The organism is Alkalihalobacillus pseudalcaliphilus (assembly GCF_028610675.1).
GTDB lineage: Bacteria > Bacillota > Bacilli > Bacillales > Bacillaceae_D > Alkalihalobacillus > Alkalihalobacillus pseudalcaliphilus.
In genome coordinates this window covers 281,427-296,075 of sequence record NZ_JAQQWS010000005.1, presented here as the reverse complement: position 1 = coordinate 296,075, position 14,649 = coordinate 281,427, and the positions used below count along the sequence as shown (strand labels likewise).

Here is a 14,649-nt window from a genome sequence, read left to right as displayed (position 1 = left end):
CCTTGAGCTACTGTTACTACTGCCTTCACAGTTCGGGACTTTCACCCTAGAGCCTGCACCCATGCCGGGCACACCATGCAAAAAAGACAAGGGACATCCCTTGTCTTTTTTGTGCGTTACTAATCGACGATATCTACTCGTACACGTTTCTGCTCTTTCATAGATGCTGCATAAACGACTGAACGAATTGCCTTTGCTGTACGACCACCTTTGCCGATTACTTTTCCGATATCACTTTCATGAACACGAACCTCAACTAGAAGTTGCTCACCATTAACTTTTTCGTTAACTTGAACATCATCTGGTCGTTCAACAAGAGCCTTCACCATCTTTTCAACTAACGCTTTCATCGCATTCTCCTTTTTGAAGAATTACTTTTGGTTTTTTGCGTTGTGTAGCTTTTCCATTAAACCAACATTTGAGAAAAGGTTACGCACTGTGTCAGAAGGTTTTGCACCTTTTAACATCCAATCAAGTGCTTTGTCCTCTTTCACATCGAACTTAGCTGGTTGAGTTAATGGATTATATGTTCCAATCTCCTCGATGAAACGACCATCACGTGGTGCACGAGAATCTGCAACTACTACACGATAAAATGGGGCCTTTTTAGAACCCATACGCTTTAAACGGATTTTTACTGCCATTTAAAAACACCTCCAAATATATTCACACAATAATTTATAATATCATCAATTTCGCTAGAGTCAAGAGAAAATCCTTAACAGACATTAATTTCTAGAAAATACTAATTAAAAATCCTATCCAAACTACTAACAAAAACGATTTCTCAAGTTAAAACGGAAGCTTTAAGCCCCCTAAGCCCTTGCCTTTTCCCTTCTTTTTACCTTTACCAGAAGTCATATTCGACATTTGCTTCATCATTTTTTTCATTTCTTCAAATTGCTTTAACAAACGGTTTACTTCTTGAACAGAAGTACCGCTGCCTTTAGCAATTCGACGCTTGCGACTAGCATTCATGATGCTAGGATCTTGCTTTTCTTGTGGAGTCATGGAACGAACAATGGCCTCAACATGACCAATTTGTTTATCATCGACTTTTAAATCTTTCATACCCTTCATTTTATTCATTCCAGGCATCATATTTAAAATTTCATCCAATGGTCCCATATTACGAACTTGATCAAGTTGATCTAAGAAATCATCAAATGTGATATCCATGTTTTTCATCTTTTTCTCAAGCTCACGTGCTTTTTCCTCATCAACACTTGATTGTGCCTTTTCGATTAAAGTTAGCACATCACCCATACCAAGAATTCGAGATGCCATTCTTTCAGGGTGGAATGGTTCAAGCTGATCAATCTTCTCGCCCATACCGGCAAATTTGATCGGTGTCTGTGTCACAGCTTTTACAGAAATCGCTGCACCACCACGTGTATCACCATCCAGCTTTGTCAAAACAACCCCAGTGACATCAAGTTGTTCATTAAAGCTTTCTGCTACGTTAACCGCATCTTGCCCAGTCATCGCATCGACCACGAGTAAAATCTCGTCAGGTTTAGCGACTTCTTTTACTTGCTGCAGTTCGTCCATAAGCTTCTCATCAATGTGAAGTCGACCAGCCGTATCAATGATTACATAATCATGATGATCTTCTTTTGCTTTGGCAATGGCTTGCTTAGCAATCTCGACAGGACTCACTTGATCGCCTAATGAAAACACAGGCATATTTAATTGTTTGCCAAGCGTTTCTAATTGCTTAATCGCAGCAGGTCGGTAAATATCTGCAGCAACAAGCATTGGCTGACGATTATGCTTTTTACGCAAATGATTCGCGAGCTTAGCCGTTGTTGTTGTTTTACCTGCACCTTGTAACCCAACCATCATCACAACAGTAGGTGGCTTATTATTAACAGCAATCTTACTTTGCTCTCCACCCATCAAAGCTGTTAACTCTTCGTTAACGACTTTAATGACTTGTTGACCTGGTGTTAAGCTTTTCATGACCTCTTGGCCAAGTGCTTTGTCTTTTACACTTGCAATAAATTGTTTCACTACTTTAAAGTTAACATCCGCTTCAAGTAAAGCAAGTCGAACTTCTCGCATCATTTCTTTGATATCTTGCTCGCTCACTTTTCCTTTACCGCGAATTTTTGTTAAAGTTCCTTGTAGCCTTTCAGCTAAGCCTTCAAATGCCATCAGGTCGCCTCCTAATCTAATTTCTCAAGAGATTCTATTAAAGTAAGAGTCTCTTCAGGAGTCGCGTTGCTTGTTATTGCTTCTTTTAATTCAGCAAATAGCTTTGAACGAGCTTCAAATTTATTAAATAAGTGAAGCTTCAGTTCATACTCTTCAAGCATCGCTTCTGTACGTTTAATATTATCATAAACTGCTTGGCGACTAACTTCAAATTCTTCCGCTATTTCCCCTAAAGAAAAATCATCAAGATAATAAAGCGACATATATTTCTGCTGCTTAGGTGTCAATAAAGCTTGATAAAAATCGAATAAATAATTCATCCGTAACGTCTTATCTAGCACACCGTCAACCCCTTGTTAAGTGATTTCCCTTTACAAGATACAATCATACAAAAAAACAATCTAAGTGTCAAGTTTTTTTCTTAACATGCTTAAAGACTCATCAGCAGTCTTTTTTTATATGCTCGAAATAAGCGAAACACAAAAACTCGAGTGATACGTTCATGAACACCACTTTATGACGGTTGAGCATTGAACTTTTGGATACACTCGAGTTTCTCGTTACTATTTAATTAGAGCGTACAATTTTACCGCACTTTTGAAACTAAGCCTCACTATTCATGAGTATTTTGTTCTTCTGGAGCCTCAATAAGTTCTTTAAAAAGACCGTAGACAAATTGATCGGCGTCAAATGGCTGAAGATCATCTACCTGTTCACCTAAGCCGACATATTTCACTGGAATATCAAGCTCGTGACGAATCGCTAAAACGATTCCACCCTTCGCTGTTCCATCAAGCTTCGTTAACACAATTCCTGTAACATCTGTGGCTTTCCCAAACGTTTTCGCTTGAGATAAAGCATTTTGCCCTGTCGTTGCGTCTAAGACTAACAAGACTTCGTGTGGAGCACCAGGAACTTCACGCTGAATCACTCGTTTTACTTTTTCAAGTTCATTCATTAAATTAACTTTATTTTGCAAACGACCGGCAGTATCACAAATGAGTACATCAGCTTGACGAGATTTCGCTGATTGCAAAGCATCATAAACAACAGCGGCTGGATCAGAACCTTCTTGTTGTTTAATCACATCAACACCAACACGCTCGCCCCAAACTTCAAGCTGATCAATGGCACCGGCACGAAACGTATCCCCTGCCGCTAACAAGACTGATTTCCCTTGCTGCTTTAACTGATTAGATAATTTACCAATCGTTGTTGTTTTCCCGACACCATTCACACCAACGACTAAAATAACACTCAATCCATTTTCATTCAGATTTAAAGACGTATCGTCGCCTTCTTTTTCAAGTAGCTCTGCTAACTTTTCAGAAATGACGGGCTGGATATCTTTAGTGTCCTTAATATTGCGAAGGCGCACCTCATCTTTTAGCTCGTCGATTAACTCCATCACTGTCGTTACTCCGACATCTGCACTAATTAAAATCTCTTCTAACTCCTCGAAGAAATCTTCATCAACCTTCCGATATTTATAAACAAGTTCGTTCATTTTACCAACGACAGAATTCCTTGTTTTCTCTAGGCCTTGTTTAAACTTATCAGTCACTTCTGTTGTTTGATTGGTGATTTTATCTTTCAATTTTTTAAAAAAGCTCATTGATTTGCCTCCTAACTTCCTACTAATTCTTTGGTTTCTTCTAATTTAACCGAAACAAGCCTTGATACACCTGACTCCTGCATCGTTACACCATAAAGAACATCTGCTTCTTCCATAGTGCCTTTGCGATGTGTAATCACGATAAATTGCGTTTGACCACTGAAATCCTTTAAGAACTGAGCGAATCGACTAACATTTGCTTCATCAAGTGCCGCCTCTACTTCATCTAATACACAGAACGGAACCGGACGAACTTTTAAAATCGCAAATAATAATGCAATAGCTGTAAGAGCACGTTCACCGCCCGATAACAGGGCGAGGTGCTGGCGTTTTTTCCCTGGCGGCCTAACAAGCATCTCAACACCAGTATTTAAAAGGTCATTGGGTTCTGTCAGGACAAGATCAGCTTCTCCGCCACCAAAGAGCTTTGTAAACACAACGCGGAAATGGGATTGAATTTGATGGAAAGTTTCTTCAAAACGCTTCGTCATTTCTTCATCCATTTCATTAATTACCGCATGAAGTGTTGCTTTCGCTTCTAATAAGTCCTCTTGTTGAGCCTTTAAAAAGTCAAAGCGCTCTTTAACACGCTCGTACTCTTCAATAGCACCAAGGTTCACAGTCCCGAGTTCTTGTATAGAAAGCTTGATCAGCTTAACCTTTGTTTTTGCCTCATCTTCTGGCATCGTTAATTGATACTCTATCTTCGCCCCTTCGTACGAAAGCACGTATTCTTCACGTAATACCGTCAAGCAATGGTCCAGCTCGACATCAAAGCGATTCACACTTACTTCGATGGACTGTACTTGCTCTAAAACATAAGCAAATTTAGCTTGTTCAGCCTTTAATTGCTGTTCTAACGTCTCGTAAGCTAGATCCAACTTCTTACGCTCTTCTCGCATAGCCGTTAACTGAATGGTAAGAGCTTGCTTCTTTTGGCGATTGGTATGAATCTTCTTTTCCCAAGAGCTTTCACCAGACGTTCGTTCACTCATTTCCGTTTGCAAAAAGCTCGTTTGTTCATGAAGGTCTGCCAAGTCTTCTCGAAGGTCTTGAATCTGCCCTTCGTAACGTTTCACTTCTGTTAGAGCGTTGGCATATCGCTCCTTTACCGCTGCGTGTTTAATTTTTTCTTCAGTTAAGAGTTGCTGTAATTCCTCTTTTGAGCTTTTCTCTGTATGAAGCTTCGTTTCCAAAGACTTTACATTTTGTTCCAGTTGTTTCCGCTCGTCTTCTGCCGATACTGCTTTTTCTTCTAGCTCATGAAGTCTCTCTTGAATTCGGAGCTGCTCATCTGTGTATCCTCTTTGTTCTCGATCAAAACGCGAAAATCTTTCCTCCATTGCTTTTGACTGCAGTTCAACCTCGCGTTTATATTCTTTACATTCATGAAAATGTGCTCGGGCTTTTTCGCCTTTTTGTTGAGCTTCCAGCATTTCATCTTCTAATTCTTTTAATTCCACTTTTAACGATTTCACACTATTTTCTAAAGCTAAGCTTGATTCCTTAAGGCTATCAAGTTTTTCTTGTAACTCCTCCACTTCACGCTTTCGCCCAAGTAACGGTGTTTGCTTTTGCTTCAAACTACCGCCCGTCATCGAACCACCTGCATTAACGACATCTCCGTCTAATGTGACAACACGGTAACGATAGCTTAGTTTGCTCGCTAATTTGTTGGCTACTTCTAAATTCCTCGCAATCACAACATGTCCTAACAAATTCCAAATCACATTATGATAGGGCTTTTCATATTGAATGAGGTCTGCGGCTACACCAATAAAACCATCTTCATTCTGAATGGAAGCACGTTGATATTCATTTAATTCACGCGGCTTTAGCACGGATAAAGGTAAAAAAGTAGCTCGACCGAAGCGATTCTGCTTTAAAAACTGAATCGCTTGCCTTGCGTCCTTTTCTGTTTGCACGACAATATGTTGCATCGCCGCTCCTAAGGCAATTTCTAATGCAGCCTCATAATCTTTCGGTACATGAACAAGCTCTGCTATCGCTCCAACAACACCTGGTAACTGCTGTTCACGCCGTTTTAAAACTTCTTTTACACCCTGGAAGAATCCCGAAAAGTCCGCTTCCATTTCCTCTAGTACTTCTTTTCTTGATTCCAGCTTTTGAATGAATTGATAGGCTTCATAAAGCTTGGACTCTTTCTTTTGATACTGATTTCTTTTTTGTTCGTCTTTGAGCTTTAAATCTCGATACCATTGCGAGATTTGCTCAAGTCCCACTTCTGCCTTCCCCAACTGCTCAATAGCCGTTTTAGACTGACTTTTTAAATGTTCTCTTGCCTGTAAAAGTTCATCATTTTCAGAGGTCAGTTTATTCGTTTTCAATTTTTGCTGATTAAGCTGCTCCTCTAAGTAGCGTGCTTCATTTCGAATCGATGCTTGTTCATTCAGTAACTCAATATAGTCACCTTTTGCCTGTTCTAACTTCTCTGGTAAATCCTCTTCATGCATGTTTAATAATTCTTCTTTATCTTGAACTGATTTTTGAAGAAGCTCTAACTCTTTCTCTTCGTTTGATAACTTCTCTTTTTTCTCTATACATTCAGTTTCTAGCCGAGTAAGCTGTTCTTTTTTATCTTCTAAACTTTTAAGGAGCGTCTCTTTATTTTCACTTGCATGCTTAAGCTGTTCTTGAAAAAGCTGTTTCTTCCCTTCTGCTTTCTCTAGTGCCTCACTTGCCAGTAATAGAGCTTCTTGAGCATCATGCATCGCCTCTTGTAATTCATTCGTTTGAACACGAAGGCTTTCTAATTGCTCCTCCATCTCGGTTACTTCTTTTGTTTGCTTCTGATACTGCTCTTTTAAGGACGCCAGTTTTTCTTTTTCATCCGTCCACTTAGCATGAAGATCCGTAATTTGAAAAACGAGTAAGGCAATTTCAATTTCCTTTAATTGCTCTTTTTTCTCCAAGTAGTCTTTGGCAATAGAAGATTGGATTTGAAGAGGCTCTACTTGTCCTTCTAATTCAAACAAAATATCTTCGACACGATTTAAGTTTTCTTGCGTTTCCCAAAGTCGCTTTTCTGCCTTGACTTTTCTCGTTTTATATTTCAAAACACCTGCCGCTTCTTCAAAAATGACACGGCGGTCTTCGGATTTACTACTTAGTATTTCTTCGACTTTTCCTTGACCTATGATGGAATACGCTTCACGACCTAATCCAGAATCTAGGAATAAATCAACGATATCTTTTAGTCGACATGTTTGCTTATTAATTAAATATTCACTATCACCTGAACGGTAAACTCTTCTAGTGACACTTACTTCTGAATAATCGATATGTAAATGATGATCCTCATTATCTAATACGAGCGTGACCTCCGCATAATTAAGAGGTTTACGTGAATCACTACCAGCAAAAATAATATCTTCCATTTTTGCACCACGAAGTGATTTCGCAGACTGCTCCCCGAGTACCCATCTAATTGAATCAGAAATATTACTTTTCCCACTGCCGTTCGGACCGACCACCGCGGTGACACCTGGGACGAAATCAATGCCTATTTGTTCAGCAAAGGATTTAAAACCGACGACTTCTAGTCGTTTGAGGAACATACGCACACCCTCCACTTTCTTTTCTACAACTTTCTTATTTTATCATAACCATACTACCTGTGACTATATCGGCATCAATTGTAGGTGATTTGATATTTTATTGAATTACATGATAGAAATTTGGAAATATGGCATCTAGATCATGTATGAGAACGACTGATAAGCACTAAACATGTTGAATATAGGGAATTCCACCTAAAATAACTTGAATATTCTGTCTATCATTCGTTTTTTTTCTGCTAAAATAAATAAAAACAGACGACTTAAAGAGGACAGAGCCATAAAGAAAGGGTGACAATAATGATCTATGTAATTTAGGGATCATTAATGGTCAAGCCTATCATTTAGCTGTTATTGCAAATGCGAGGGAATTTGCCGTCCAATATCTATATGAGCTTCATCATAGTTGGCAAGAATCCAATATTATCGGACGTGTCGTTCGTTCATGTAGCGAGTCTGCGATGCAACTCTACAAAGAGGTAGCAAAGGCCCTTAATGAAATGAAAGAGATGTTTCCGTTCCCTCATGGCGGAGAACCGAGCGAAGCCATTCAAAAGAATCGTGCCATTGAATTATTATATCAAGCAAAAGAGGCTGAGGTAGCTGGAGTCAAAGAACTAGAGAAATTACTAGATTTTATGAAAGCATACTATGCAGAAGTCTGGATTAACTAAGGCTCGTTTTAACAAGGAGTAACGTATGAGCAATCCATATCTGAGAAAAACCGCTTTTTGGCAGAACAGAACAACCCTACAGAGCATTTACTTCGTGCTGAGATATTTGAACAAATACAGCGGCTTCTAGAATGCTTATCTATGAAAGAACGCCATGTTTTTAAGCTTTATTTTTTTGCAGGCTTTTCTGCTAACGATATTGCAATGCACCTCCATACAGACAAGTCTAACATTTATAACCTGCTTTCGCGCGCAAAAAGAAAAGTACAAAAGGAAAGAATCATCGTGTCGATTGACCAATATGTTATCGAAAGAAAAAGAATCAATAAAAAACAAACCAACATTTTACGCACACCACCTAAAACGTACTCTTAAATAAATAGAAAAGGAGTGATGACAAGTGAAATTACAAGTAAACAAGGTTTCTAAACCGGTTGACCACCGAAAGGAGCTCAAGCAAATTTATCAACTAAAACAAGGTAATATGGTTATTCAAGACTTGCCTGAACGATGTTATGTTTCACAACGTATGCATACAAAATTTGATATGGAATGGGACGGAAGACCAGAACCGCTCGATGATACATTTACAGCCTTTAAAATCGTTAACCAAATTAAACAAATCACAAAAACAGAAATGAACTATCGCTTTAAAAGGATGCCTGATGAAATCATTTGGCTATCGAAAAATGAAAAGAAATCACTGGTAGAACAGATGATTTATGTCCCTCCTTTTATTACGGAGGATATTTATTCACGGGCTTTACTTAGCGTCCAAAAGAAACTCAAGCTTGTACCCCCATTACCTTTTTCGTTTATAAGAGTGCCTTCACAAAGTGTTGCTTTAAAACTACATGAGGGTCATTATAAAGATGCAGGTGAAACTTTAGAAGTGATTTTGAAAGAGCTACAATCCAAAAGCATTGAGCCACAATTACCACATAGAGAAATCTTTTTATGTCCAGCGATGGATTGTTATCCCGCAGCTCAAACAAAAACCGTTATTTGTGTTCCTGTTTAACCATTATCAACCAAAGATGGAGGGGAAATCATGTATTTCGAGAATCGTACATTTCAAATAGTCGCCAGAAAATATACGGAGGATTTTTCTAATTATTCTCATGTTATCCCCGAAAAGGTCCTGGAAGTGAAGAAGCTGACCTATCTGTTTGACTTGGATGAACCCCATTATGTAATTGCTTATGAAGCAAAAAGAGATGAGCAACACCAAGTTGGCTCCTTTTATATTGGTTTTATCGTTAACCATTTCCCAAAAGAACTTCCAAACCATTTTATTACTTTAGACTGTCCGCTTAGAACATATGGTGTTTTCGAGACAATCTTTCATTTAGAAGATATGGGTAACTATTATGATCAGTTAGTAAGATGGATATTCTCCATGAATTATACGTACACGGATGACATGATTTTTGAACTTTATGAAAGTGAACGAAAACTTACGATCTATAACCCAGTCAAAGAAAGATAATAGTAGTTCCCAACAAGCTACATTTAATGATAAACTAGTATAAATAAGTCCGTTCATTTGAATGGAACTACAGGGGGTACTTCGATTGGATTTACGTGAAAATAATCGTGAAAATATTGAGTATATGATTGAAGCGATTAAAGATAAGCTACAATTTGTTAATGCGGGTGCGATTAATGCAAAGAGTTTTAATACGAATAAATACGACGACTTAGTTGAAATTTATGAAATGATTATGAGTAAGCCGAATTTTTCTGTAAGCGAGCTCGATGCCATTGCTTCTGAACTAGGTAAATTACGTGCATAAGAAGTAGCCACATAAGTCACTTGACTTGTGTGGCTGTTTCTTTGTATAGAAGCTAAAGAATTATTGAAGAAGTCATTATATGATTTCATTTTCTGGGTTCATGTAAAATCCATCGTTTCCTTTTGGTTGTACTCATCCATTTTGCACTCTCCCGCTACGACGACAGCACATTATTCTCATCTACTCTCGTCTAATACTGAAAAAAACACTGCATAAGTTGTTAATAGCAACAACTTATGCAGTGTTTTTTATGATTAAGAAGGAGATTTTTGACTAAGCTTCATTAAAGCTTGCTGAGCGGCATGTTGTTCCGCTTCTTTTTTTGAACGACCTGTTCCAATTCCTAATGCTTGTCCATTCAGCTGGACCTCTGAGACGAACTCGCGATTATGGGCAGGTCCTCGTTCTTGTACGATCAAATATTGAATTTGACCTAAATTATCACGCTGTATTAACTCTTGTAATTGACTCTTGAAATCCATCATATGAGAAAAAGCACCATCGTTTATTTTCGGATAAATCGTTTGTGCTAAAAAGTTAAAAACCGCGTCTATACCTTGGTCGAGATGTAAGGCACCAATAAACGATTCAAATACATCCGCAAGTAATGCCGGACGCATACGCCCTCCTGTAATCTCTTCCCCTTTACCTAATAAGACTAATTGTCCAAATTGCAGCTCTTCAGCAAATTTCGCCAAAGAAGGCTCACAGACAATGGAAGCTCTTAATTTGGTCATATCGCCTTCGCTCATCGCTTTAAATTTCTTAAAAAGAAATTGCGATACAGCAAGCTCTAAGACGGCATCCCCTAAGAACTCAAGCCTTTCATTATCTTGAAATGTATAAATGCGGTGCTCATTCACATAGGATGAATGGGTGAAAGCTTGGATTAACAGCTTTTTGTTTTCAAAAGTCATGCCAATACGCTCCTGCAAGACATCAAACTTCTGTCTTTGCTCACTTGTCAAAGTCAAACGTCTTGGGCTTCTTTTACGCTCATAAAAAGACGATTTGGCTTTTCGCTGGTTTTTCGAAGACTGTGACATGGCTACCTCCATCATTCAATTTTTCTCCATCTCTATCTTATCACTTTTTTAGTGAAAACGTCATCATCAACAAAGAAATAAGATAGAAATCAAGTCTCATATGGCTTTCCATATGAGACTTCATCATTTAGCTGTTGCTATTTATGTATTCTACTACATCTGCAACAGTAGAAATTTTCTCCGCATCTTCATCAGAAATTGTTAATTCAAACTCATCTTCAAGTTCCATAACAAGCTCAACTACATCTAGTGAATCTGCACCTAAGTCTTCTTTAAACGATGCTTCAAGTTTTACCTCTGACTCATCAACTCCAAGACGGTCTACAATAATCTTACTTACACGTGTTAATGTATCTGCCATGTTCCGTTCACCCCCTCTCAAAAAAGAACACAAGCTAGCTGAATTTTACCGATAGCTGTTAAACTTGTCAAGATTGATTTTGTCGAAAATCTCCTCAACCTTGCCCTTAAGGCATAACCATTCCACCATCAACATGTAAGGTTTGACCTGTCATGTAACTCGCATCCTCACTCGCTAAAAAACCAACAGTCTTAGCAATATGAGCTGGTTCTCCTAATTTACCTAAAGGAATTTGAGCTAGTAACTGTGTTTTCGTTTTTTCCCCAAGCTCGTCTGTCATATCTGTCGTAATAAATCCTGGAGCCACTGCGTTCACTAAAATATTTCGGTTTGAAAGCTCTCGTGCTAAGGTTTTGGTCAATCCAATAACACCCGCTTTAGCAGCGACATAATTAGCTTGTCCCGCATTTCCTAAGACGCCAACAACAGAGGAGATATTAATGATACGACCATAACGTTGCTTCATCATTTGCCTCGTTACCGCTTTTGAGCAATTAAAAACACCTTTTAAGTTCGTATTAATAACAGCATCCCAATCGTCCTCTTTCATACGCATAACCAAATTATCGCGATTAATCCCGGCATTATTAACTAAAATGTCGACTCGACCGAATGCTTGAACAGTCTCTTTAACCATCGCCTGTACTTCTTCAGCATTCGCAACATTCGCTTGATAAGCAAACGCTTTAACGCCTAGCTCTTTTGCCCTTTCTACAACCGCTTCCGCCTTATCTGCACTACCTGCATAATTCACGACGATATGAGCACCTTTAGCTGCTAGTTCTAGAGCAATGGCCTCACCAATCCCACGCGAAGCACCTGTAACAATCGCTACTTGACCTGATAACATTAACGGTTACCTCCTTCTAACTTTTCCAGAGCTTTTGCCAAGCTTTCCTGATCACTTATCGCAAATGCCTGTACTCGTCGATTCACTTTCTTAACAAGACCAGTTAAGACATTACCATTACCAATTTCAATAAATGTATCGACACCTTGTTCTAATAATGTCAAAATCGTATCCTCCCATAAAACAGGGGAATACACTTGCTCTACTAAACTAGCTTTGATGGCCTCTTTATCGGTAAGTGCCTTGGCTGAAACGTTGGCAATAACCGGTATTTCAGCATCATAAAAAGGAATGTTAGCAAGCACATCTTCCAGCCTCTTAGCACATGGCATCATAAGCGAAGAGTGGAATGGTCCGCTTACTTGAAGTGGTAAAACCCGCTTAGCACCTGCTTCCTTTGCCAACACGCCTGCTTTCTCTATGCCCTCTGCCGAACCTGAGATTACAATTTGTCCCGGACAGTTTAAGTTAGCGAGCTCTGCAACGAGACCTGCCTCTTTCACCCTATCACAAACCTCTTGCAATACATCACGCTCTAGCCCTAATACAGCGGACATCGCACCTTCTCCAAACGGCATAGCTTCTTCCATATAAAGTCCACGCTTATGAACCGCATATACAGCATCTTCAAAAGATAATACATTTGCACAAACTAATGCACTATACTCACCTAAGCTATGTCCCGCTACGAAGTCTGGCTTTATCCCTTTTTCCTTTAGTAATTCAAGAACAGCGATACTCATGGTTACAAGGGCAGGCTGTGCAAACTCTGTTCGTCTCAGCTTTTCTTCAGGTCCATTTTCAATAATATCCGTTAGATCGAACTGAAGCTTTTCATTAGATCGTTTAAATACGGCAAGGCTATTATCATTTGAATCACGTAAGCTTTGACCCATTCCTACTGCTTGTGATCCTTGTCCAGGGAATAAAAAGGCGATTCTTCCCATCGGCATCAGCTCCTTTTAAACTTCTTGTTCTACTTTTAATTTAGTCAATTCATCTTTAATGATCGTCACAACTTGCTTCTCAACCATTTCATAAGCCTGACGAATCGCATTATAGACCGCATTCGCATCGGATGAACCATGCGCTTTAATCACAGGGGCTTTTAAGCCAAATAAAGCTGCACCACCATATTCTGAGTAATCCATTTTATTTTTAATCTCTTTAAAGCTAGGCTTTAAAATCCCTGCACCAATTTTATTTTTCACAGAACTTGTAAATTCCTGCTTTAATAAGGCAAAAAGTGCTGAGGCAGTGCCTTCAATACTCTTTAAAATCAAATTACCCGAGAAACCATCGCAAACCGCAACATCAACTTGTCCTTCTAATAGGTAACGAGCTTCAATGTTGCCATGAAATATAAGGGGAGCCTCTTTCAGTAATGAAAAACTTTCCTTCATTAGCTCATTGCCTTTTCCATCCTCTGAACCAACATTGACCAATCCAACTCTAGGTGTTTTGATTTTACGTACCATTGACATATAAATATTACCCATGAGTGCATATTGTAAAATTTGATTTGGTTTTGCATCCATATTAGCACCAACATCCAGCAATAAAAAACCTCTACCATCAATCGTTGGTAACATCGGTGCTAGTGCCGGGCGCTCAATACCTTTAATTCGACCAACATGTAACAACCCTGCTGTCATTAATGCTCCTGTGTTTCCAGAAGAAATACATGCATCAGCCCGACCTTCTTTCACTTCACGAACGGCAAGTACCATAGAAGAATCTTTCTTCCTTCTAACAGCCATCGTCGGTTGATCTGTATCCTCTATTTTTTCTGTTGTATGAAAAATCGTAATACCGGTAGAATTTTTTAAGTGTTTCTTTATTTCTTCCTCATGACCTACTAAAGTAATTTCTAACCCTTTTAATTCTCTGACGGCTCTTTCGGCTGCCTCCACCTGTGCTTTCGGGGCATTGTCCCCACCCATTGCATCAAGAGCGATTTTCACTGTCAACACGTCCCTTTTGTTCGTTTTTGTTTCTCTGGTTGGATCGATACATCACAAATTCACCTGAGAATACAAGCTCTTCCCCTACAAAACTTTGCACATCAACTACGGTTCGCTCTTTTTCCGTCCGTAAAACCTCGGCTTTTGCGATCACGCGTTCTTGTGCTCGTACTTGCCTTGTGAACCGAATAGTCGCCTTATTAGTTAAAGCCATTTCATCATTGATAATGGCGACAGCTAGTGAGTTGGCTTGTGCAAATAAGTGATGGCCTCTGGCAATACCTGTTTTTGCAAATACTTGCTCCGGTTGTATATCTAAAATTGAAATCGCACGATCGTCAAGTTGTAAGTCGACAATCTCACCAATGACTTCTTCCGGTTGCAAAGCTTTCACATCATCAAGCTGCTGCTTAGCTACATCCTTAATTCGTTCTCTTAATTCGGGAATCGCAAGCTCCATTCGATCTAAGCGAATTGTTTGTATGCTGACACTAAAATGGCTCGATAAAGCCTCGTCTGTCATAAATGGATCATTTTCTAATGTTTCTTTCAGTAATCTTTGTCTATCCCTTTTTTTAAGCTTCATATTCTGCACCATCCATCTTTAT

At 39.0% G+C, this 14,649-nt stretch carries 17 protein-coding genes; 5 read left to right on the top strand and 12 right to left on the bottom strand.

Translation table 11 applies throughout. The features are described 5' to 3' along the window. Positions 1–119: 119 nt before the first annotated feature. The 6 genes from PQ479_RS13290 to smc form a co-directional block, all read right to left on the bottom strand. On the bottom strand, positions 120–350 hold the full coding sequence (locus tag PQ479_RS13290) for a KH domain-containing protein (RefSeq protein WP_047987846.1): 231 nt from the start codon (positions 348–350) through the stop codon (positions 120–122). A gap of 21 nt (positions 351–371) precedes the next feature. Then, entirely contained in the window at positions 372–644 is a 273-nt protein-coding gene (rpsP, locus tag PQ479_RS13285) for a 30S ribosomal protein S16 (RefSeq protein ID WP_047987845.1), read from the bottom strand. 148 nt (positions 645–792) lie between these two features. Continuing rightward, positions 793–2,157, bottom strand: coding sequence for a signal recognition particle protein (gene ffh, locus PQ479_RS13280; protein WP_047987844.1), 1,365 nt, complete (start codon positions 2,155–2,157; stop codon positions 793–795). 11 nt (positions 2,158–2,168) lie between these two features. Then, positions 2,169–2,498 carry a putative DNA-binding protein gene (locus PQ479_RS13275; protein WP_083991185.1) on the bottom strand — a complete coding sequence of 110 codons (330 nt, stop codon included), beginning with the start codon at positions 2,496–2,498 and terminating at the stop codon, positions 2,169–2,171. Positions 2,499–2,770: 272 nt separating this feature from the next. Then, a complete protein-coding gene (ftsY, locus tag PQ479_RS13270) occupies positions 2,771–3,772 on the bottom strand; it encodes a signal recognition particle-docking protein FtsY (RefSeq protein ID WP_047987843.1) in 1,002 nt (333 codons plus the stop codon). 11 nt (positions 3,773–3,783) lie between these two features. Next, the gene (gene smc, locus PQ479_RS13265; RefSeq protein ID WP_047987842.1) at positions 3,784–7,350 is read right to left on the bottom strand and encodes a chromosome segregation protein SMC; all 3,567 of its coding nucleotides are present in this window, start codon (positions 7,348–7,350) and stop codon (positions 3,784–3,786) included. A gap of 461 nt (positions 7,351–7,811) precedes the next feature. On the opposite strand from smc, the gene PQ479_RS13260 reads away from it, so the two are divergent. The 5 genes from PQ479_RS13260 to PQ479_RS13240 all read left to right on the top strand — a co-directional run bounded on the left by PQ479_RS13260 (position 7,812) and on the right by PQ479_RS13240 (position 9,820). Then, positions 7,812–8,024 carry a hypothetical protein gene (locus tag PQ479_RS13260; RefSeq protein WP_047987841.1) on the top strand — a complete coding sequence of 71 codons (213 nt, stop codon included), beginning with the start codon at positions 7,812–7,814 and terminating at the stop codon, positions 8,022–8,024. A 36-nt stretch (positions 8,025–8,060) separates the two neighbouring features. Then, a complete protein-coding gene (locus PQ479_RS13255; RefSeq protein ID WP_083991184.1) occupies positions 8,061–8,399 on the top strand; it encodes an RNA polymerase sigma factor in 339 nt (112 codons plus the stop codon). Positions 8,400–8,424: 25 nt separating this feature from the next. Continuing rightward, positions 8,425–9,045, top strand: a complete 621-nt coding sequence (locus tag PQ479_RS13250; RefSeq protein ID WP_047987839.1) for a GyrI-like domain-containing protein — start codon at positions 8,425–8,427, stop codon at positions 9,043–9,045. A 30-nt stretch (positions 9,046–9,075) separates the two neighbouring features. After that, entirely contained in the window at positions 9,076–9,513 is a 438-nt protein-coding gene (locus PQ479_RS13245; RefSeq protein ID WP_047987838.1) for an effector binding domain-containing protein, read from the top strand. Positions 9,514–9,598: 85 nt separating this feature from the next. Beyond that, positions 9,599–9,820, top strand: a complete 222-nt coding sequence (locus PQ479_RS13240) for a DUF1128 domain-containing protein (protein WP_047987837.1) — start codon at positions 9,599–9,601, stop codon at positions 9,818–9,820. A 254-nt stretch (positions 9,821–10,074) separates the two neighbouring features. Here PQ479_RS13240 and rnc read toward each other — a convergent pair whose 3' ends face one another. From rnc to fapR, 6 genes are all read right to left on the bottom strand, one after another. Next, positions 10,075–10,866, bottom strand: coding sequence for a ribonuclease III (rnc, locus tag PQ479_RS13235; protein ID WP_273717027.1), 792 nt, complete (start codon positions 10,864–10,866; stop codon positions 10,075–10,077). Between the two features lie 127 nt (positions 10,867–10,993). Beyond that, on the bottom strand, positions 10,994–11,227 hold the full coding sequence (gene acpP / locus PQ479_RS13230) for an acyl carrier protein (protein WP_047987836.1): 234 nt from the start codon (positions 11,225–11,227) through the stop codon (positions 10,994–10,996). Between the two features lie 106 nt (positions 11,228–11,333). After that, positions 11,334–12,077: a 3-oxoacyl-ACP reductase FabG gene (gene fabG / locus PQ479_RS13225; protein ID WP_047987835.1), complete on the bottom strand. Its 744-nt coding sequence runs from the start codon at positions 12,075–12,077 to the stop codon at positions 11,334–11,336. Further along, on the bottom strand, positions 12,077–13,024 hold the full coding sequence (gene fabD, locus PQ479_RS13220; protein ID WP_047987834.1) for an ACP S-malonyltransferase: 948 nt from the start codon (positions 13,022–13,024) through the stop codon (positions 12,077–12,079). Before fabD ends, fabG begins: the two co-directional genes overlap by 1 nt. A gap of 15 nt (positions 13,025–13,039) precedes the next feature. Beyond that, complete coding sequence (gene plsX / locus PQ479_RS13215) at positions 13,040–14,041, bottom strand: phosphate acyltransferase PlsX (RefSeq protein WP_047987833.1); 1,002 nt, start codon at positions 14,039–14,041, stop codon at positions 13,040–13,042. Continuing rightward, positions 14,025–14,627 (bottom strand): transcription factor FapR, encoded by a 603-nt coding sequence (gene fapR / locus PQ479_RS13210; protein WP_047987832.1) that lies wholly within the window; start codon positions 14,625–14,627, stop codon positions 14,025–14,027. The genes plsX and fapR overlap by 17 nt, the downstream gene beginning before the upstream one ends. Between the last annotated feature and the right edge of the window lie 22 nt (positions 14,628–14,649).

Coding starts and splice junctions, on each gene's coding strand:
- PQ479_RS13245 (WP_047987838.1), top strand. CDS start 9,076: ATGTATTTCGAGAATCGTACATTTCAAATAGTCGCCAGAAAATATACG.
- acpP (WP_047987836.1), bottom strand. CDS start 11,227: ATGGCAGATACATTAACACGTGTAAGTAAGATTATTGTAGACCGTCTT.
- fabG (WP_047987835.1), bottom strand. CDS start 12,077: ATGTTATCAGGTCAAGTAGCGATTGTTACAGGTGCTTCGCGTGGGATT.
- PQ479_RS13260 (WP_047987841.1), top strand. CDS start 7,812: ATGCAACTCTACAAAGAGGTAGCAAAGGCCCTTAATGAAATGAAAGAG.
- PQ479_RS13290 (WP_047987846.1), bottom strand. CDS start 350: ATGAAAGCGTTAGTTGAAAAGATGGTGAAGGCTCTTGTTGAACGACCA.
- ftsY (WP_047987843.1), bottom strand. CDS start 3,772: ATGAGCTTTTTTAAAAAATTGAAAGATAAAATCACCAATCAAACAACA.
- fapR (WP_047987832.1), bottom strand. CDS start 14,627: ATGAAGCTTAAAAAAAGGGATAGACAAAGATTACTGAAAGAAACATTA.
- fabD (WP_047987834.1), bottom strand. CDS start 13,024: ATGGGAAGAATCGCCTTTTTATTCCCTGGACAAGGATCACAAGCAGTA.
- rpsP (WP_047987845.1), bottom strand. CDS start 644: ATGGCAGTAAAAATCCGTTTAAAGCGTATGGGTTCTAAAAAGGCCCCA.
- smc (WP_047987842.1), bottom strand. CDS start 7,350: ATGTTCCTCAAACGACTAGAAGTCGTCGGTTTTAAATCCTTTGCTGAA.
- ffh (WP_047987844.1), bottom strand. CDS start 2,157: ATGGCATTTGAAGGCTTAGCTGAAAGGCTACAAGGAACTTTAACAAAA.
- rnc (WP_273717027.1), bottom strand. CDS start 10,866: ATGTCACAGTCTTCGAAAAACCAGCGAAAAGCCAAATCGTCTTTTTAT.